The sequence below is a fragment of the Streptomyces sp. NBRC 110035 genome, from assembly GCF_000829695.1.
In the GTDB taxonomy this organism is placed as follows: Bacteria; Actinomycetota; Actinomycetes; order Streptomycetales; family Streptomycetaceae; genus Streptomyces.
This window is the reverse complement of record NZ_BBNN01000020.1, coordinates 237,155-255,441: the sequence shown is the minus strand read 5'-3', so window position 1 is coordinate 255,441 and position 18,287 is coordinate 237,155. Positions and strand designations below refer to the sequence as shown.

20 protein-coding genes are annotated in these 18,287 nt (G+C 71.7%); 9 read left to right on the top strand and 11 right to left on the bottom strand.

The genetic code is table 11. The features are described from left to right. Positions 1-24 precede the first annotated feature (24 nt). Positions 25-1,452, top strand: a complete 1,428-nt coding sequence (gene pyk / locus TU30_RS10700) for a pyruvate kinase (RefSeq protein ID WP_042167669.1) — start codon at positions 25-27, stop codon at positions 1,450-1,452. Between the two features lie 120 nt (positions 1,453-1,572). Here the strand turns inward: pyk and TU30_RS10695 are convergent, their stop codons facing one another. The 7 genes from TU30_RS10695 to TU30_RS10665 form a co-directional block, all read right to left on the bottom strand. Further along, positions 1,573-2,838: a hypothetical protein gene (locus TU30_RS10695; protein ID WP_234307829.1), complete on the bottom strand. Its 1,266-nt coding sequence runs from the start codon at positions 2,836-2,838 to the stop codon at positions 1,573-1,575. A gap of 97 nt (positions 2,839-2,935) precedes the next feature. Beyond that, the gene (locus TU30_RS10690) at positions 2,936-3,526 is read right to left on the bottom strand and encodes a DUF6114 domain-containing protein (protein ID WP_042167665.1); all 591 of its coding nucleotides are present in this window, start codon (positions 3,524-3,526) and stop codon (positions 2,936-2,938) included. Positions 3,527-3,710: 184 nt separating this feature from the next. Continuing rightward, complete coding sequence (locus tag TU30_RS10685) at positions 3,711-4,352, bottom strand: DUF6230 family protein (RefSeq protein WP_042167664.1); 642 nt, start codon at positions 4,350-4,352, stop codon at positions 3,711-3,713. A 645-nt stretch (positions 4,353-4,997) separates the two neighbouring features. Then, entirely contained in the window at positions 4,998-5,978 is a 981-nt protein-coding gene (locus TU30_RS10680) for a tetratricopeptide repeat protein (protein ID WP_042167663.1), read from the bottom strand. A 268-nt stretch (positions 5,979-6,246) separates the two neighbouring features. Continuing rightward, positions 6,247-7,947, bottom strand: coding sequence for a methylmalonyl-CoA mutase (locus tag TU30_RS10675; protein WP_042167660.1), 1,701 nt, complete (start codon positions 7,945-7,947; stop codon positions 6,247-6,249). 132 nt (positions 7,948-8,079) lie between these two features. After that, positions 8,080-8,418: a DUF3817 domain-containing protein gene (locus tag TU30_RS10670; RefSeq protein WP_042167800.1), complete on the bottom strand. Its 339-nt coding sequence runs from the start codon at positions 8,416-8,418 to the stop codon at positions 8,080-8,082. A gap of 59 nt (positions 8,419-8,477) precedes the next feature. Then, on the bottom strand, positions 8,478-8,987 hold the full coding sequence (locus TU30_RS10665; protein WP_042167659.1) for a MarR family winged helix-turn-helix transcriptional regulator: 510 nt from the start codon (positions 8,985-8,987) through the stop codon (positions 8,478-8,480). 161 nt (positions 8,988-9,148) lie between these two features. Here TU30_RS10665 and TU30_RS10660 point away from each other — a divergent pair, with 161 nt between their 5' ends. From TU30_RS10660 to TU30_RS10650, 3 genes are read left to right on the top strand one after another with little or no spacing between them, the layout of a single operon-like run. Then, on the top strand, positions 9,149-9,895 hold the full coding sequence (locus TU30_RS10660; protein ID WP_042167657.1) for a hypothetical protein: 747 nt from the start codon (positions 9,149-9,151) through the stop codon (positions 9,893-9,895). Next, a complete protein-coding gene (locus TU30_RS10655; RefSeq protein WP_042167656.1) occupies positions 9,892-10,572 on the top strand; it encodes a DUF4166 domain-containing protein in 681 nt (226 codons plus the stop codon). The genes TU30_RS10660 and TU30_RS10655 overlap by 4 nt, the downstream gene beginning before the upstream one ends. Then, the gene (locus TU30_RS10650; RefSeq protein ID WP_042167654.1) at positions 10,569-11,210 is read left to right on the top strand and encodes a TetR/AcrR family transcriptional regulator; all 642 of its coding nucleotides are present in this window, start codon (positions 10,569-10,571) and stop codon (positions 11,208-11,210) included. The genes TU30_RS10655 and TU30_RS10650 overlap by 4 nt, the downstream gene beginning before the upstream one ends. A gap of 51 nt (positions 11,211-11,261) precedes the next feature. On the opposite strand, the gene TU30_RS10645 is transcribed toward TU30_RS10650, so the two are convergent. Then, complete coding sequence (locus TU30_RS10645; protein WP_042167652.1) at positions 11,262-11,573, bottom strand: MTH1187 family thiamine-binding protein; 312 nt, start codon at positions 11,571-11,573, stop codon at positions 11,262-11,264. After that, entirely contained in the window at positions 11,570-11,914 is a 345-nt protein-coding gene (locus TU30_RS10640) for a DUF3817 domain-containing protein (RefSeq protein ID WP_042167651.1), read from the bottom strand. Before TU30_RS10640 ends, TU30_RS10645 begins: the two co-directional genes overlap by 4 nt. 422 nt (positions 11,915-12,336) lie before the next feature. Here TU30_RS10640 and TU30_RS10635 point away from each other — a divergent pair, with 422 nt between their 5' ends. The 4 genes from TU30_RS10635 to TU30_RS10620 all read left to right on the top strand — a co-directional run bounded on the left by TU30_RS10635 (position 12,337) and on the right by TU30_RS10620 (position 15,008). After that, positions 12,337-12,969: an AIM24 family protein gene (locus TU30_RS10635; protein WP_042167649.1), complete on the top strand. Its 633-nt coding sequence runs from the start codon at positions 12,337-12,339 to the stop codon at positions 12,967-12,969. A gap of 1 nt (position 12,970) precedes the next feature. Then, positions 12,971-13,621 carry an AIM24 family protein gene (locus TU30_RS10630; RefSeq protein ID WP_042167647.1) on the top strand — a complete coding sequence of 217 codons (651 nt, stop codon included), beginning with the start codon at positions 12,971-12,973 and terminating at the stop codon, positions 13,619-13,621. After that, a complete protein-coding gene (locus TU30_RS10625; RefSeq protein WP_042167644.1) occupies positions 13,618-14,430 on the top strand; it encodes an AIM24 family protein in 813 nt (270 codons plus the stop codon). The genes TU30_RS10630 and TU30_RS10625 overlap by 4 nt, the downstream gene beginning before the upstream one ends. 101 nt (positions 14,431-14,531) lie before the next feature. Beyond that, a complete protein-coding gene (locus tag TU30_RS10620; RefSeq protein ID WP_042167642.1) occupies positions 14,532-15,008 on the top strand; it encodes a MarR family winged helix-turn-helix transcriptional regulator in 477 nt (158 codons plus the stop codon). 134 nt (positions 15,009-15,142) lie between these two features. Here the strand turns inward: TU30_RS10620 and TU30_RS10615 are convergent, their stop codons facing one another. Then, complete coding sequence (locus TU30_RS10615) at positions 15,143-16,672, bottom strand: cell wall metabolism sensor histidine kinase WalK (RefSeq protein ID WP_042167641.1); 1,530 nt, start codon at positions 16,670-16,672, stop codon at positions 15,143-15,145. Next, positions 16,669-17,337 (bottom strand): response regulator transcription factor, encoded by a 669-nt coding sequence (locus tag TU30_RS10610; protein ID WP_042167638.1) that lies wholly within the window; start codon positions 17,335-17,337, stop codon positions 16,669-16,671. The genes TU30_RS10615 and TU30_RS10610 overlap by 4 nt, the downstream gene beginning before the upstream one ends. Before the next feature lie 116 nt (positions 17,338-17,453). On the opposite strand from TU30_RS10610, the gene TU30_RS10605 reads away from it, so the two are divergent. Further along, positions 17,454-18,125: a PepSY domain-containing protein gene (locus tag TU30_RS10605; RefSeq protein WP_042167636.1), complete on the top strand. Its 672-nt coding sequence runs from the start codon at positions 17,454-17,456 to the stop codon at positions 18,123-18,125. Positions 18,126-18,287 lie beyond the last annotated feature (162 nt).

Genomic DNA, 18,287 nt, shown 5'->3' with positions numbered 1-18,287 from the left:
GAAACAAACCGTTAGGATCGCCCCATGCGCCGTTCCAAAATCGTCTGTACTCTCGGCCCCGCGGTCGACTCCCACGAGCAGCTCGTCGCTCTGATCGAAGCCGGCATGAACGTGGCCCGCTTCAACTTCAGCCACGGCTCGCACGCCGAGCACCAGGGCCGGTACGACAGGGTCCGTGCCGCCGCCAAGGAGACGGGCAGGGCCATCGGCGTCCTCGCCGACCTCCAGGGCCCGAAGATCCGCCTGGAGACCTTCGCCGAGGGTCCCGTCGAGCTGGTGCGCGGTGACGAGTTCACCATCACCACCGAGGACGTCCCGGGCGACCGGACGATCTGCGGGACGACCTACAAGGGCCTGCCCGGTGACGTCTCCCGCGGCGACCAGGTGCTGATCAACGACGGCAACGTCGAGCTGAAGGTGCTGGACGTCGAGGGCAGCCAGGTCAGGACGATCGTCATCGAGGGCGGTGTCATCTCCGACCACAAGGGCATCAACCTGCCCGGCACGGCCGTGAACGTGCCCGCGCTGTCCGAGAAGGACGTCGAGGACCTGCGGTTCGCGCTGCGCATGGGCTGCGACCTGGTCGCCCTGTCCTTCGTCCGGGACGCGAAGGACGTCGCCGACGTCCACCGCGTGATGGACGAGGAGGGCCGCCGGGTGCCCGTCGTCGCCAAGGTGGAGAAGCCGCAGGCGGTGGAGAACATGGAGGACGTCGTGATGGCGTTCGACGGTGTGATGGTCGCCCGCGGCGACCTCGCCGTCGAGTACCCGCTCGAGAAGGTCCCCATGGTGCAGAAGCGCCTGATCGAGCTGTGCCGGCGCAACGCGAAGCCGGTGATCGTGGCGACCCAGATGATGGAGTCGATGATCACCAACTCCCGTCCGACCCGCGCCGAGGCCTCCGACGTGGCCAACGCGATCCTGGACGGCGCGGACGCGGTCATGCTGTCGGCCGAGTCGAGCGTGGGCGCGTACCCGATCGAGACCGTGCGGACGATGTCGAAGATCGTCCGGGCGGCCGAGCAGGAGCTGCTGTCCAAGGGCCTGCAGCCGCTGGTGCCCGGCAAGAAGCCGCGCACGCAGGGCGGTTCGGTGGCCCGTGCCGCCGCCGAGATCGCCGACTTCCTCGGCGGCAAGGGCCTGGTGGCCTTCACCCAGTCCGGCGACACCGCCCGCCGGCTGTCCCGCTACCGTGCGATCCAGCCGATCCTGGCGTTCACCACGGACGAGTCCACCCGCAACCAGCTCACGCTCAGCTGGGGCGTGGAGCCGCATGTCGTGCCGTTCGTGAACAGCACGGACGAGATGATCGACCTGGTCCAGCAGGAGCTGGTCCGGCTGCACCGCTTCGACGAGGGCGACGTCGTCGTGATCACCGCCGGCTCGCCTCCCGGCGTCCCCGGCACCACCAACATGGTCCGCGTCCACCACATGGGCGGCATGACCAGCTGACCGGCCGGCGCGCGCAGCGCGTGTACGGCACCGAGGGCGCCCCCTGCCGCAGGGGGCGCCCTCGGTGTTTCCCCGCGGCTCCCGGAGTGGTCCGTCGGGTGCTCGGGAGGGCGTACCGGTTCAGGTGACGTACTGGCTCAGTCCGGGGATGCGCAGGGTCCCGCCGAACTGGCCGGCCTGCTGCACCGTCACCTCCGTGAAGTGGATCAGGGGGATGTTGAGCGGCGGCGGGTTCTCCGGGTCGAAGGTGACCGGGATCAGCCCGAGCAGCTTGCCGGAGATGGACTCCGTGTACATGACGGTGTCGCCGTCGCGGATGGTGGACGTCGACCCCTCGGCCGCCCGCACGTGGTGGGTCCTGCCGGACATCTTGTCCTCGACCGTCTGGTGCAGGTCACCGATGTCGGTGCCGTCGGAGACGACGTACTTCAGGACCTTCTTGATCCTGCCGCTCGCGGTGCGCACCTCGACGATGCCCTGGTAGTCGGCGCCCTTCAGCGTCAGCGAGCTGGCGTTCAGGAACCACGGGTCCTCGGGCAGCAGGATCTTGTTGTCGACCCCGCCCTCGGCGTCGGTGGCGACCGGGCAGTCCCCGGCGTCGGTCGTGGCGCTCCCGGAGGGGCTGGGGCCCGGCGGGGCGGTGGCCCCGGGGGCCGCGGTGGCCTCCCCGGCCTCCGCTGCGGCGTCCTCCGCCCCCTCCGCACCCTCGGCTGCCTCGTCCGCCCGGTCGGCCGCTTCCCCGGCGGCGTCCTCCACGGCGTCGGTGGCCTCCCCGGCCGCCTTCCCCGCGGACTCCTCCTGCGTGTCCGCCCCGTCCTCGGCGGACGCGGGGGCCGACGGGGTGGGGCGCGCGGTCGCCTCGTCGGTCTTCCGGCCCTTCGGGGTGAGGAGGTCGGTGAGGGCGTCGCCGAGCTCCTCCAGAGCGTTGCGCTCGGTCTCCGGGGGGGACGGCCCGGGCTCCCCGGCACGGTCGCCGGAGGGCTCGGAGCCGGCGGGCGCCGTCCCGTCCTCGTCGTCGGAACCTGAATCCGGCGAAGAGGGCGGGTCGCCGTCCGTGCCCTCGCCCGCGTCGCCCTCGCCCGCGTCCGGGTCCGCGCCGGAGTCCTCGGCCGCGTCGCCGCCGGCGGAGGCCGAGGGGCTCGGCTCCGTGGCGGACTCCTCGTCCGGGGAGGCCGTGTCACGCGCCGACGCGGACGGGGTGGGTGAGGAGGACGCGCCGTCCTCGGAGTCCTCCGGGGCCGCCACGCAGTCCCTGTACTCGTCGGCGGTCAGGCTGTTCGAGAGCGGCTGCTGCTCGTCGGCCTGGGCCAGCGTCGGCGTGAACCCCATGCCCATGAGGACCGCGGTCGGCATCGCCGCGAGGGCTACCGCCTTCCCGGCGGGCATGTGGAACCTGGTGAACAGCGGCTTCCTGGGGGCCGCGTGGCGCGGCCCCCTTCTCTCCGGGGCCGGCGCCACGGCAGCGCTCCGGTCCCGGGTCCCGTCAGCCGACACGGTGCCCCCTGTCGTGGTCCTCGATCCGGGCGCCGTCCGCCTCCCCGGATCCGCCGGCCCCGTGCGGAGGATGCGGCTGCCCCGTCCCGGTGCCCTCGGGAGCACTCTCGGAGGTGTCCTTCTGCGCGCCGTTCCTGGAGGGCCCGCCGGGGAACCTCCAGCGTCCGCCCGCCTCGGCCTGCGGCTTGTCCGGCACCCAGGAGAGGGCCAGCGCACCGCCGACCAGCGCGAGCAGGAAGCCGAGGACGAAGCCGCCCATGTTGGAGACCACCAGGGACACCAGGGCCAGGAGGATCGACGCCACACCGGCGAAGATGCGGGTGGCCTGCTGGAACCACATGGTCAGGCCCAGCGTGATCAGCAGGAGACCGATGATCAGGGAGCCCGCGCCGGCGGTCGTCGCCATGGCGAGCGACATGTGCCCCAGCTTCAGCGTGGTGTAGGGGAAGTAGGCGATGGGCACCCCGCCGAGCAGGGTGAACAGGCCCGCCCAGAACGGCCGGGTGCCCCGCCAGTCACGGAATCGCAGACGCAGCCGGGTGAAGGTCCCGGCGCTCTGGACCGGAGTCTCGGCACTCATGGAAAACAGCTCCCTGGTCCGGTGGAAGTACGTACCGGCTCGGCCGTGGGCGTGGAGAAGCCGGAGGTCTGAGTCTGTGGGGGTGGCCCGGCACGCGGACCGGGCGGGCTGGGCGGAGAAGCAACGGCTTCCCCGCCCCCTGGGGCAGCTCAGCCGCCCCAGGACGCCCCGGTGACGGGAGCCGTCAGTAGCACTCCATCTCGGGGTCCGCGCCAAGGCGCATCGACAGGCCGCTCAGCTTGAACGTGCCGGCCGTGGTCGCCCACGCCGTCTGCTCGACGCCGTAGAGATCGGCCGTCTCCGCCTGCTGGGCGAAGCCACCCGGCAGGGTGGTCTTCCCGTCCTTGTTCGCGGGGCCGCGCGTCTTGTCCTGGATCGCGACGCCGATGTCGATGTTCTTGAACTCCGCGTCGGCGTCGAGCTGGGCGACGTCGATGTAGAGGTTCTTGGCCACGACCGGCTTCTTCGCCTCATTGCCCGCCTCGAGACGGAGGTAGACCGCCCCTATGAGGGGGACCTCCGTCTTGACCGACTGGCACATCTTGGTGATCGTCGCGTCGTCGAAGGACGAGATCGCGACCGGGACCTGCGTCTTCTTGTCGCCCTTGGTCGACGTGTAGACGGTGTCTATGCCGCCGTACTGGGCGAACCCCTCACCGTGCAGGTGAGCGGCCGTCACCTTGAACTGCTGGCCCGACACGCTGAACGACGCCGCGAGGGCACCCTGCGCCAGGCCGACACCCACCGCGGCCGTGGCGACCACGCTGGGCACCATGACCACGGCGAACCGCTTCCATCTGGTCCCGCCACGCACCTGGGACTCCATATTTCCTCCTTCTCGGACGTACATCTCCTGCTCCGACGCGCCGCCGACAGGCGGACGGCCGGACAGGGATGGGAGAAGTGCTACGTCCTCGGGAAGGGGAGCGCCGCGCCCGGCAGTGCACTAGGCGTCCGAGTCACCGGCGATCACCCCCGAGCGACAACCACTGGTCGCGCCTGACACGCATCACGCACAACCTGCCGGACAGGCTTCGCCGAGCGGGCGAAGACCCCCCTGTCCGAGAACCGGCTCCACTGCCACCGGTTCTGCCCGGTGGGGACCCAGGGCGCCCGCGTCCCGACCGGCTGTCGGGGTACGGGCATGGGACCGAGCGTCGCCGATCGTGGTGCATTCTCGCCGCCCGCACAAGGGGGTTCGTTACTTACCGGTAACGACCGGACGGCCGAGGGGCGGCACGCCGATACCGGACGGCGACCCTCGGTGTCCCGGGGAGAGATCGCAAAGCGGTTGTTCGCCGGATGGAACGCGACAGATCCACGCAGGCGACTTACTCGCAGTAACAGCGGCCGCGATTACCAAGTTTCGGTAAAGCGCGGCCGCACCGACCTCCGTTGACCATTCCTTCACTCGGGCATCACTTCTCCGGAAACCGCCCTCGGGCGACCGGAACCAGGTGCCCGCCCCGCTCTAGAACAGGGCGCGTGCCAGTGCCCGACGTGCCGCGACGACCCGCGGGTCCTCGACGCCGATCACCTCGAACAGCTTCAGCAGCCGCACCCGTACGGTGTCGCGGTCGTCGCCCGCGGTACGCGCCACCGTGTCGATGAGCCGGCCGAAGGCGTCCTCCACGTGGCCGCCCGCCAGGTCCAGGTCGGCGGCGGAGAGCTGCGCCTCGACGTCCTTGGGGTTTCCGGCGGCGTCCGCGCGCACCTGCTGCGGGTCCAGGCCCTGCACCCGCTGGAGCAGTTCGGCCTGGGCGAGGCCCAACTGGGCCTCCGGGTTGCCCGGGTCGTCGGCGAGCACGTTCCTGTACGCCTGGATCGCGCCGCCCAGGTCACCGTCGTCCAGCGCCCGCACCGCGGCCTCCAGCAGGGCGTCGTACGGACCGACGGGCTCCTCGGCGTCCGAGGCCGCGGGGCTGTCCCCGGGCGCGGCGTCGGGGTCGACGGTCAGCCCGGTCAGGCCGAACCGCTCCTCGGCGACCTGCACCAGCTGGTCCAGCGTCTGACGGATCTGCGCCTCGCCGGCGGCCCCCTGGAAGAGCGGCAGCGCCTGTCCGGCGACCACCGCGAAGACCGCCGGGATGCCCTGGATCCCGAACTGCTGCATCAGCATCTGGTTGGCGTCGACGTCGACCTTGGCGAGCAGGAAGCGCCCGTTGTACTCGACGGCGAGGCGCTCCAGGACAGGGCTCAGCTGCTTGCAGGGCTCGCACCACTCGGCCCAGAAGTCGATGACGACCGGGACCTCGGCCGACCGCTGCAGGACCTCGCTCTCGAAGCCGGCCTCATCGACGTCGATGACGAGATCGGCCGGGGAGACGGCGCCCCCGCCGCCCTGCCGGACCGCTTCCGCGCGGGCCTGCTCCGCCTTCGTCTTGGCCTCTTGGGCCGCCTTCACCGCGGCGAGGTCGACGACCCCGCTCATGGACATGTTCCGTGGCTGCATGCGCCTATCCTCCCCCGTACTCGCGCGTCCGCGAAAAGCGCCCGGAAAACCGGTACGTCCGGGCGCCGTCGGGCGCCGGGCCCCACCCCACGCCGGTGGCAGGGGAATGGGCCCGCGGCTTCGCCCCCATCCTGCTGCGGGGTCTCGTCACGGCCGCCACCGACCCGCAACGGGAGGACTCCCCTGCCGCACCGGGGCCCTGCACCGCCTGCCCGCCGGGCCGCCCGACCGCCCAGCGGTCCGACCGCCCAGCGGTCCGGCCACCCGGTCAGAAGCCCGCAGGCTCCGTGTACACCCCCCACTCCTCACGCAGCACGTCGCAGATCTCGCCGAGGGTGGCCTCCGCGCGGACGGCGTCCAGCATCGGTTCGATCATGTTGGCGCCGGAGCGGGCCGCGTCGAGCATGCCGGCCAGGGCACCGCGTACCGCCGCGTCGTCGCGGGCGGCCTTGCGCTCGCCGAGGGTGCGGACCTGTTCGCGTTCCACCTCGTGGCTGACCCGCAGGATCTCCAGGTCGCCGGTGACCGAGCCGGTGTGGACGTTGACGCCGACGACGTTCTTGTCGCCCTTCTCCAGGGACTGCTGGTAGCGGAACGCCGACTCGGCGATCTCGCCGGTGAACCAGCCGTCCTCGATGCCGCGCAGGATGCCGGAGGTGACGGGGCCGATGGGGTGCCGCCCGTCGGGGTGGGCGCGCAGGCCGCGCTCCTTGATCTGTTCGAAGATCTTCTCGGCGTCGGCCTCGATCCGGTCCGTCAGCTGTTCGACGAACCAGGAACCGCCGAGCGGGTCGGCCACGTTGGCGACGCCGGTCTCCTCCATGAGCACCTGCTGGGTGCGCAGGGCGATCTCGGCGGCCTGTTCGCTGGGCAGCGCGAGGGTTTCGTCCAGGGCGTTGGTGTGCAGGGAGTTCGTCCCGCCGAGCACGGCGGCGAGGGCCTCGACGGCGGTGCGTACGACGTTGTTGTACGGCTGCTGGGCGGTCAGCGAGACGCCCGCGGTCTGGGTGTGGAAGCGGAGCCACTGCGCCTTCTCGCTCTTCGCGCCGTACACGTCCCGCATCCAGCGGGCCCAGATGCGGCGCGCGGCGCGGAACTTGGCGATCTCCTCGAAGAAGTCGAGGTGCGCGTCGAAGAAGAAGGACAGGCCGGGGGCGAACACGTCCACGTCGAGCCCGCGGCTGATCCCCAGCTCCACGTACCCGAAGCCGTCCGCCAGCGTGTACGCCAGTTCCTGTGCGGCCGTGGAGCCGGCCTCGCGGATGTGGTAGCCGGAGACGGAGAGCGGCTTGTAGGCGGGGATGCCGGCCGCGCAGTGCTCCATCAGGTCGCCGATGAGGCGCAGATGCGGCTCGGGCGTGAAGAGCCACTCCTTCTGGGCGATGTACTCCTTGAAGATGTCCGTCTGCAGCGTGCCGTTGAGCACGGCGGGATCCACGCCCTGGCGCTCGGCGGCGACGAGGTACATGCAGAAGACGGGCACGGCCGGCCCGCTGATCGTCATCGAGGTCGTCACGTCCCCGAGCGGGATGTCCCTGAACAGGACCTCCATGTCGGCGGCCGAGTCGATGGCCACCCCGCAGTGCCCGACCTCGCCCAGGGAGCGCGGGTCGTCGGAGTCGCGGCCCATGAGCGTGGGCATGTCGAAGGCGACGGACAGTCCGCCGCCGCCGTTGCCCAGGATCATCCGGTAGCGCTCGTTGGTCTGCTCGGCGTTGCCGAACCCGGCGAACTGCCGGATCGTCCAGGTACGCCCCCGGTAGCCGGTCGGATACAGGCCGCGGGTGAAGGGGTACTCACCGGGCCAGCCGATCCGCTCGAACCCCTCGTAGGCGTCCCCGGGCCGGGGCCCGTACACCGGCTCCACGGGGTCACCGGAGAGCGTGGTGAAGTCCGCCTCACGCTTGCGTGCGGCGTCGTACCGGGCCTGCCAGCGACGGCGACCCTCCTCGATGGCGTCAGCATCCATGCCTTCGAATTTACTAGGACGTCCTAGTAAATGTCGATGGCTGGCCGCCGCACGTTGTTCCGTGCAGCGGCATGGTTCAGCGAGGCCGCGGGACTGGGAACCCTCGTGACGCCCGGCCGTGACGCCCGGTGACTACGCCTTGGCCGTGACGGGCACGTCGGTGGCGGACGCCGACTCCAGTTCGCGGGAGATCCGGCGCTCGACGAAGAAGGCGGCGGTCGGGACGGTTCCCGCCAGCAGCACCCAGATCTGCCTCCTGACCGGCCACTTCAGCTTGGAGCCGAGGTCGAAGGCGAAGACCAGGTACAGGATGTACAGCCAGCCGTGGGCGATGCTGACGACCTGCGTGAAGTCGGCCGCGCCGTCCATGTCGAGCGCGTACTTGCCGATCATGCCGAAGGTCAGCAGGACAAGCAGGACGCCGGTGACATAGGCCATGACCCGGTAGCGGGTCAGCACGCTTCGCTTCATGGCGTCGAGCGTAACGGTCCGTTCCGGCGGATCCCGGACCGGGTCCGGGGTGCCGTCGCTCACTTCCCCTCGAAGTCCCCGGCGGCGAGGCGCAGCGGACGGAGCATCGCGAACAGCTCCGTGCACTCCGCGGCGTCGTAGGCGCCGAGGCCGAAGTCCATCGCCATCAGGTCGGCGGTGGCCGCCTCGACGACCTCACGGCCCTTGTCGGTGATGCTCGCGAGGGTGCCGCGGCCGTCGTTGGGGTTGGGGCGCTTGGCGACCAGGCCCGACCGCACCAGCCGGTCCACGGTGTTCGTCACGGACGTGGGGTGCACCATGAGCCGCTCACCGATCTTGGACATCGGCAGCTCGCCGGACTGGGAGAAGGTCAGCAGCACCAGCGCCTCGTACCGCGCGAAGGTGAGCCCGTACGGCTTGACGACCGCGTCGACCTCGGCCAGCAGGATCTGGTGGGCGCGCATGACCGAGGTGATCGCGGCCATGGACGGCACGCTCCCCCAGCGCTGCTTCCAGAGTTCGTCGGCACGGGCGATGGGATCGAACGAGAGACTGAGCGGCTTCGACACGCAGCAGACCCTACCGGCCGGTCACATGCCGGTCAGCCCCGTCTCGCCCTTCGATCAGGGTCTGCGCACCACCCCATCGTTGAGCGTTCGCTCAAAACGGCGTACGCTCCCTGTCACAGCTTTTGAGCACTCGCTCAAACACGCTGCTGACAGGGGCGGGCATGAGGCTGTACAGAGAGACGCACGTCCGCGCGGATCTCGACGAGCTGTGGGCGCGCACCCAGGATCCGGCCGAGCACCAGCGCTGGGACCTGCGCTTCACCGAGATCCGTTGCCTCCCGCGTGCCCGGGGCGAGTCCCGGCACTTCCGCTACGCCACGCGCGTGCTGCCGTTCCTGACCATCTCCGGCACCGGCGTCTCGGCCGGCGAGAAGGAGCGTCCCGACGGCACCCGCACCTCCGCGCTCCGCTTCTCCTGCCCGCACCCTCTCTCCCCGCTCGCGGACGGCAGCGGCTACTGGCGTTACGTCCCCGACGGGACCGGCACCGGCGTGCGCTTCCTCACCGGGTACGACTACCGGTCCCGCTGGGGTGCCGTGGGCGCGCTCGCGGACCGGATGGTGCTGCGGCCCCTGATGGGCTGGGCGACGGCCTGGTCCTTCGACCGGCTCCGGATCTGGCTGGAGCACGGGGTCACCCCCGAGCACGCCCGCCGCAACTGGCTGACGGAACTGGCGCTCCGGGCGGCGGTGACCACCGCCGCCGGCGCCGTCCTCGCCCTGGAGCCGGCCGCCCCGCCCGGCTCCGCGGGAGCCCTGCTGTCCCCGCTGCTCCTCACGGCGGCGATCGCCGCCGCGCTCCTCGTCCCGCCGTCGGCCCGCACCCCGGCCGCCCGCCGCTGTCTGCGCACCCCGCCGGCCCCGGTCCGTCCGCCCCGGCTGCTGCGCACCCTGGAGACCCCGCGATGACCTCGATCTTCCGCACCGTGATGGGCGCCGACTTCGACCGCCTCCACCCCGAGCTGCGACGCCGCTTCTCCCTCGGCCCGACCAGCGGCGAGGCCTGTACGGGCCACGGGGTGATGGACCGCGTCTGGCACGGCGGCGCCTTCGTGAAGCCGTTCCTGCCGCTCGGCGCGACCCGCGACATCCTGGTCCCCCGCCAGGGCCGGCACGTCCCCTTCACCATCGAGAACGTGCCGTACACCGACGGCTTCGGCCGTGAGACGGTGACCTTCGTGCGTACCTTCCGGCTGTCCGGCCGCTCCCGCCGCTTCGACGCCCAGATGGTGCTGGGCCCCCGGGGCGACCGCATCGTCGACTACCTCGGCACCCACCAGCATCTCGCCACCGACCTCCGCTTCTGCGCGGAACCCGACGGTTCCCTGCTGATCCGCTCGGGCGACCACCGCTTCCGGGAGGGGCCGGTGGACGTGCGCGTGCCCCAGCTCGTCGGCGCGACCGCCCAGGTGCGCGAGTCCTACGACGAACGCGCCGGCCGCTTCCGCATCCGGGTCGACGTCACCCACCGCCGCTTCGGACCGCTCTTCGGCTACGAGGGTTCCTTCACCGCCGTCTACCGCGACGTCCGCGCGTGCGGGGTGCGCCCCGGTCTGCGGCCGGTCCGTGAGGAGCCGCGCGCGTGAGCCCCGCCGACAGCACCAGGACGAAGCTGCTGGAGGGCGCCCTGCGCACACTCGCCGAACAGGGCATCGCCAAGGCCTCGGCGCGGGCGATCGCGACGACGGCCGGGGTCAACCAGGCGCTGGTCTTCTACCATTTCGGCTCGGTGGACGAACTGCTCTCCGCCGCCTGCCGTCACGGGGCCGAGCAGCGGGTGGCCCGCTACCGCGCCCGCCTCACGGAGGTCGGCTCCCTCACGGAACTCCTCGCCTTCGGCCGGGAGATGCACGACGAGGAGCGCGCCGCGGGCCAGGTGGCCCTGCTCGGGCAGCTGCTGGCCGGCGCGCAGACCCACGGCAGCCTGAAGGCGGCGACGTCGGCGGGGCTCGACCTGTGGATCGTGGAGATCGAGAAGGTCCTCGAACGGGTGCTGCCCAGAACCCCGTTCGGCGAGTTCACCGACTCCGGCGGGCTCGCCCGCGCGGTGGCGGCGGCCTTCGTGGGCCTCGAGCTGTACGAGGGGGTGGACCCGGCGGGGGCGGGGGCGGCGCTGGACGCCCTGGAGCAGCTCGGGATCCTCATCGCCGCCCTGGACGGTCTCGGCCCGGTCGCCCACCGCGCGGTACGCCATCACCTGCGCCGCACGGCGGGGCGCGCGTGAGGCGCGGGACCCCCGGTCCCGGCCCCGCGCCCCTCGCCGCCCCGCGCCGTACTACGCGCTCTCGTGCGCGCCCCGGTCCAGGTGCCGCTCGACGGTGTCGACCTTGGAGGTGAGGCCGTCCTCGACCCCGGGGCGGATGTCCGCCTTGAGGACCAGAGAGACCCGCGGGGCGCGCGCCTCGACCGCTGCCACCGCGCGCCTCACGACCTCCATCACCTCGTCCCAGTCGCCCTCGACCGAGGTGAACATGGCGTCGGTGCGGTTCGGCAGTCCGGACTCGCGGACCACCCGCACGGCGTCGGCGACGTATTCCCCCACGTCCTCGCCCACGCCGAGGGGTGTCACGGAGAAGGCGACGATCACGCGCTCACGACCCCTTCCGTGCGCGCGCGGGAGGCGATCACCGCGTCCTCGGCCTCACGCCTGAGCCGGCGCTCGGCGAAGAAGCCGCCGGTGGGCAGGACCGACATCAGGAAGTAGAAGGCGGAGGTCTTCAGCGTCCACCGGGCGCGGTTCCAGGCGTCGGCCCAGAAGATCACGTACACGACGAAGAGGAAGCCGTGGATCGCGCCCAGCGCCGGAACGGCGTTGAACTCCGTGGTCCGCTTCAGGACCGAGGCCACGAGCAGCAGCAGGAACGAGATCGCCTCGGGGCCCGATACCAGGCGGAGGCGGCGGAGGGCACTGGCGGTCTTGAGGTCCACGGATCACCTTCGGTGGGAGAGACAACGGCGTCTACGGGTCGTGCCGGTCCCGGCGGCCCGGCGGCCTGTGCCCGACGGTTTGTGAACGCATGCACAAGCGTCCGCCCATTGTGGCAAACACCGTCCGCGGCCGGAGGAGGGGGTCCGGCTTGGACGCGGGGCGGGCCCGGGTCGGCCCCAAGGGCTCCTTTCCCTCTGAGCGTCCGATCGGGTCGCGCGGTCCGGTGCCGTGCGCCGCAGGGCGCCGGCGAGCCCTCGCAGCGGAGCCACCAGGGCTTCTCGGCAACGCGGCGAGGCGCGGTGCGGTGCCGCGCGCCCCGGGCGGGCACGGGGAAAGGGCCCTCGGGGAATCCTCCGGGTGCGGGTCCCCCGGGAGGACCTGTTCCGGGGGCGGGGCTGCGGTTACCGTCACACACGTGGCGATGTTCCGACTTCAGAGCAGCAAGGTGCTCGCCGTCGAGATGACCGGGGACGCCGTGAAGGCGAAGAACGGCTCGATGGTCGCGTACGACGGCGACATGGCGTTCAGGAAGCTCAGCGGCGGCGGGGACGGCATCCGGGGGATGGTGACCCGGCGGCTGACCGGCGAGCAGATGACGGTGATGGAGGTGAAGGGGCACGGGGTCTGCTGGTTCGCGGACCGTGCCGCCGAGATCAACCTGGTCGGTCTTCGGGGGGACACGCTCTACGTGGAGTCGAGCAACCTGCTGGCGACCGACGGCGGCCTGCGCACGGGGACGGGTTTCACCGGTCTGCGCGGCGCCTCGCAGGGCAACGGGCTGTTCACGACCACCGTCGAGGGCCACGGCCAGGCGGCGATCATGTCGGACGGTCCCGCGGTGGTGCTCCGGGTCGCCCCGCAGTACCCGCTGACCGTCGACCCCGGCGCGTACGTGGCCCACCAGGGGAACCTTCGCCAGTCCCTCCAGTCCGGGGTGACGTTCCGCACGCTGCTCGGGGAGGGCGGCGGCGAGGCGTTCCAGATGCGGTTCGAGGGCGACGGGCTGGTGTACGTCCAGCCCAGTGAGCGGAACACGATCGCGGGAGACGTCTGACATGCCCTTCCAGGAGATCAACTCGAAGGTCGTCGAGGCGACCGTGGCACCCGGCCGGCGGCTGTTCAGCCAGCGGGGCGCGATGCTCGCCTACCGGGGCGAGGTCGCCTTCACCCCCAGCACGACGGGCGGCCAGGGCGGGCTCGGCTCGATGATCGGCCGGCGGGTGGCGGGCGAGGACACGCCCCTGATGACCGTCGAGGGCGACGGCACGGTCCTGTTCGGGCACGGAGGCCACCACATCCAGGTGATCGACCTCTCCGGGGACACCCTGTACGTCGAGGCGGACCGCCTGCTGGCGTTCGAGGGCACGCTGGAGCAGGGCACGATGTTCCTGGGCTCGCAGGGCGGGGTGATGGGCATGGTCCGGGGCCAGGTCTCCGGGCAGGGCCTGTTCACCACCACGCTCAAGGGACACGGTTCCGTGGCGGTCATGGCGCACGGGGGCGTGATCGAGATCCCGATCACGCCGCAGCGCCCGATCCACGTCGATCCGCAGGCCTACGTCGCCCATCACGGCGACGTCCGCAACAAGCTGTCCACCGCGCTCGGCTGGCGGGACATGGTGGGGCGGGGCTCCGGCGAGGCGTTCCAGCTGGAGCTCAGCGGCAGCGGCGCGGTGTTCGTCCAGGCCTCGGAGGAGAAGCTGTGAGTACGTACGGAACCCCGGGCGCGGGTCCGCAGCCGGGCGTGACGGTCTTCGACCCGACGACGCTGCCGTCCGACGACAACGTCGACCACTACACCTTCTGCGTGGAGCTCTCGGGGAGCCGGTGGTTCCTGCAGAAGGGGAAGATGATCGCCTACTACGGCACGATCGAGTTCAACGGCGTCGGACACGGCCGGCTCGACCGGATGGTCCGTACGTCGTTCCATTCGCCTCTGCACGCGAGCGACTGGGTCGTGGCGGAGGGCTCGGGCAAGATGCTGCTCGCCGACCGGGCGTTCGACGTCAACGCGTATGACCTCGAGGACGGCAACCTGACCATTCGCTCGGGCAATCTGCTTGCTTTTCAGCCAAGTCTGTCGCTGAAGCAGTCGATCGTGCCGGGTTTCCTGACGCTCATCGGAACCGGAAAGTTCGTGGCCGCGTCCAACGGCCCGGTGGTGTTCATGGAACCCCCGCTCCGGGTGGACCCGCAGGCGCTGGTCGGGTGGGCGGACTGCCCCTCCCCGTGCCACCACTACGACCACGGGTACATGACCGGCGTCATGGGTGGTCTACGTGCACTGACGGGCCTCGGCGGGGCCTCCGGCGAGGAGCACCAGTTCGAGTTCGTGGGGGCCGGCACCGTACTGCTGCAGTCGTCCGAGTCGCTGATGCCGGAGCAGGCCACGGGGGTCACTCCGCAGCAGCCGGGAGTGCCCGGCGGCGGGGCACCAGGAGCGCACGGACAGGGTGCGGGGGCACCGCGCCTTCCCGGACAGCTCGGAGACCTCCAGCGCCGCTTCGGGCTGTGAGCGGTAGTCTGCGGAGTGTGACATCGAACGCGTGCACGCCGTCATCGCCACAGGAAAACCCTCACTAGTTCGCCTTTCAACTTCTTAGGTAGACTTCATTCATGGAGACCGAGACGGCCACGCGCTGGCTGACCAATGCGGAGCAGTGCGCCTGGCGCACCCACCTGGAGGTCAACAGGCTGTTGACGCACCAGCTCGAAAAGGATCTGCAGCCCTTCGGCCTGACAATGAACGACTACGAGATCCTGGTGAACCTTTCCGAGTCGGAGGACCGCCGGATGCGGATGAGCGACCTCGCTGCCGCCACCCTCCAGTCCAAGAGCCGCCTCTCGCACCAGGTCACCCGTATGGAGACCGCGGACCTGGTCCGCCGGGAGAACTGCGAGTCCGACCGGCGCGGCCTCTTCGCCGTCCTCACCGACCTCGGTGTGGAGACCATGCAGAAGGTCGCGCCGCATCACGTGGCGTCGGTCCGCCGGCACTTCATCGACCTGCTCTCCCCCGAGTCCCTCGGTGAGCTGGACAAGGCCCTGAAGCCCATCGCCGAGCACCTGCGCGGAGAGCGCGGGCGTTTCTGACCCGATCCGGTCGATCCGGTCGGCCCGGTCATCCGGCGATCAGGTGACCTGCTGACCTGCCGACCGCTGATCCGCAGCCCCGGCCGGGTGGTCTCCCACCCGGCCGGGCCCGGTTCGGCCCGCTCCGGCGCCTGTCAGGCGAGCGGCAGACGAAGTTCGAAGAGGGCTCCGCCCGAGGGTGCCGCACCCGCGGTGAGTGTCCCGCCGTGCCGTACGGCGACGTCCCGCGCGATGGCGAGGCCCAGACCGGCCCCGCCGTCGTCACGGCTGCGGGCTGCGTCCAGCCGGACGAACCGCTCGAAGATCCGCTCCCGGTCCGCCTCGGCCACCCCGTCGCCGTCGTCGGCGACCCCGAGCACCGCCCGGTCTCCCTCCCGTCGCACGGTCACCGAGACCGTCTCGCGGGCATGCCGGCGTCCGTTGTCGAGCAGGTTGCCGAGCACCCGGGCCAGCTGCCCCCGTGACCCGGCCACCTCCACCGGCTCCCCCGGCTCCACGTCCACGGTCACCCCCGTGCGTCCCACCGCCTCCTCGCGGGCCAGCGCGGCCAGGTCGACCCGCGCGTCGACGGGCCGCTCCCCCGCGTCCAGGCGGGCGAGCAGCAGCAGGTCGGCGGCGAGGCGCTGCAGCCGCACCGTGTCCTCGACGGCGCCGTCCAGGTCGAGGAGTCCGGGGTGCGCGGCGGCCACCTCCAGCTGGGTGCGCAGGGAGGCGATCGGGCTGCGCAGCTCGTGCGAGGCGTCCGCGACGAACCGCCGCTGACGCTCCACCGATGTCTCCAGGGCGGCGAGCGTCTCGTTGGTGGTGCGGGCGAGCCGGGCGATCTCGTCGTGGGTCGCCGGTTCCGGGACCCGGCGCGTGAGGTCCTCGGACGCGGTGATCGCGGCCATCTCCTCGCGGATACCGGCGACCGGACGCAGGGCACGCCCGGTGACCACCCAGGTCATCCCGGCGACCAGCGCCGCCAGCAGCGGGAAGCCGATCAGCATGACGGTCAGCGCGGTGCGTACGGCGCTGTGTTCGGCGGCCAGCGGGGCGCCCGCGTGGACGGTGAGCAGGCCCCGCGCGTGGGTCCGCACGTCCACGGCCGCGAAGCGGTAGTCCGCGGTCTCCTCGTCCATGGTCGCGGTGCCGCTGCTGAAGGTGGTCTGCCGGCCGGTCTCGCCGGGGGCGAGGGACGGTTCGGACTCGCCGGACCCCTCCGGGGCGACAGGGCTCCGCGGGGCCCCGGTGTCGTCGTCCCCGTCGTCGTCGAAATCGTCGTCGTCGTCATCGTCGTCGTCATCGTCGCGGGCCGGAGCCGACGGTGCGGGGGGCGCCGAGGGCGAGGGGAAGGACGACGTGCGGGGTTCGACCTGGTCGGTGGTCGTGCCGGTGATCCGCCGCAGGTCCTCGGTGGCCGCGACGAGGTTCCCGTCCTCGTCGACGACCTGGACGGGCCCGGTCTCGCTGTCCAGCCCGGACAGCTGGTCGTACGGGGTCCGCGCGGCGAGTTCGGCGGCGACCGCCCGCGCCGTGCGCTCCGCCTGGGTGCCGGCCTCGGCGGTCAGGTTGGAGCGCAGCGCCTGCAGGACCGCGGCACCGGTGACGACGAGGGCCACCAGAACCACGAGGGTGGCTCCGAGCGCCGCCCGGGCGCGGACCGAGCCGAACAGGCGGGTCACGGCGCGTTCTCCAGCCGGTATCCGGCGCCGCGCACGGTCCGGATCAGCCCGGCGCGCAGCTTGCGGCGCAGGGCGCTGACGTAGACCTCGACGATGTTCGGGTCGCCCTCGTAGGCGAAGTCCCAGACGTGCTCCAGGATCTCCGGCTTGGACACGACCTCGCCGGCCCGCAGCACCAGCTGCTCGAGCACGGAGAACTCCTTGGCGGTGAGCGTCACCTCGTCCTCGGCCAGGAAGACCCGGCGGGCGGCGGTGTCCACCTTCAGGTCCCCGAGCACATGCAGCGGCGAGGCCCCGGCCCCCTGGCCCCGGCGGCGCAGCAGCGCCTTCACCCGGGCCACCAGGACGACGTAGGAGAACGGCTTGGTGAGGTAGTCGTCGGCGCCGGTGTCCAGGCCCTCGGCCTCGTCGTACTCGCCGTCCTTGGCGGTGAGCACCAGGATCGGCACCTCGTGTCCGGCGGCGCGCAGGGCGGCGCAGACGCGGTAGCCGTTGAGGCCCGGCAGCATGATGTCGAGGATCACGAGGTCGTACGCGCCCTCCGTGGCCCGGTGCAGGCCCTCCCGGCCGTCGTGGACGACGTCCACGGCGTACCCCTCGGCGGTCAGCCCCTTCGCGAGGGACAGGGCCAGCCGCTTCTCGTCCTCCACGATCAACAGGCGCATGGGCACAAGAGTCGCAGAGCGAACCTGAAGATCACTTCAGGCGGTTTCAGGTTCCTCTCAGCATCGGTCGGCGAGATTGAGGACGTCGAAAACGCAGCGACCGGGGAGGAACCCACATGAAGCGCAACATCGTGATCGCCGTCGTCACCGCCGCGGCACTGGTCGGCGGAGGCACCGCGACGGCCATCGCGGTCTCGGGGGACGACGAGCCGACGGCCACGAACCGGGCGGAGACGCGGGCATCGGACGACGACGACCGGGACGACCGGCGCGGCGACGACGACCGCGACGACCTGGACGACGGCTCTCGGACGCTCTCCGCCGACGTGACCGCGGACGAGGCCGTCGCCGCCGCGCTGAAGCACCGGCCGGGCACCGCGGTCTCCGTCGAACTGGACGACGACGATGACGACGATGACGACGACCACCGCGGCAAGGCGGCCTGGGAGGTCGACATCCTCGGCGGCGGCGACACCTGGCACAGCGTGTGGATCGACCCGAGCAGCGGAAAGGTCCTGGGCCCGGAGCGGGACGACGACGAGGACGACGACACCGCCGAGGCACGCGCCGCGCTGAAGGGCACGTCGGTGACGGCCGGGGAGGCCGCGAGGGCGGCGGCCGCCAAGGGCACCGTGACGTCGGTGGACCTGGACGACGACACCAAGGGCTGGGAGGTGGAGACGGTCGCCGGCGGGGACGACCGGGAGTGGCTGGTCGGCCTGAACAGCGGCAAGATCACCGCGGACGACGACTCGGACGACCGGGTCGACGACCGCGACGACCGCTGAGCGGAGTTCCCAGCGGGCCTCCGACCCGGTCACGTGAACAGGGCGGTGCGGGCGCATGTGCCCGCACCGCCCGGCCCGTGCGCTCCGGCCGCCCCGGGCGTGCTCCGAGGCACCGCCCGGCACGCGACGCCCGGCACGGCGCCTCGCCCCGCCTCGCCTCGT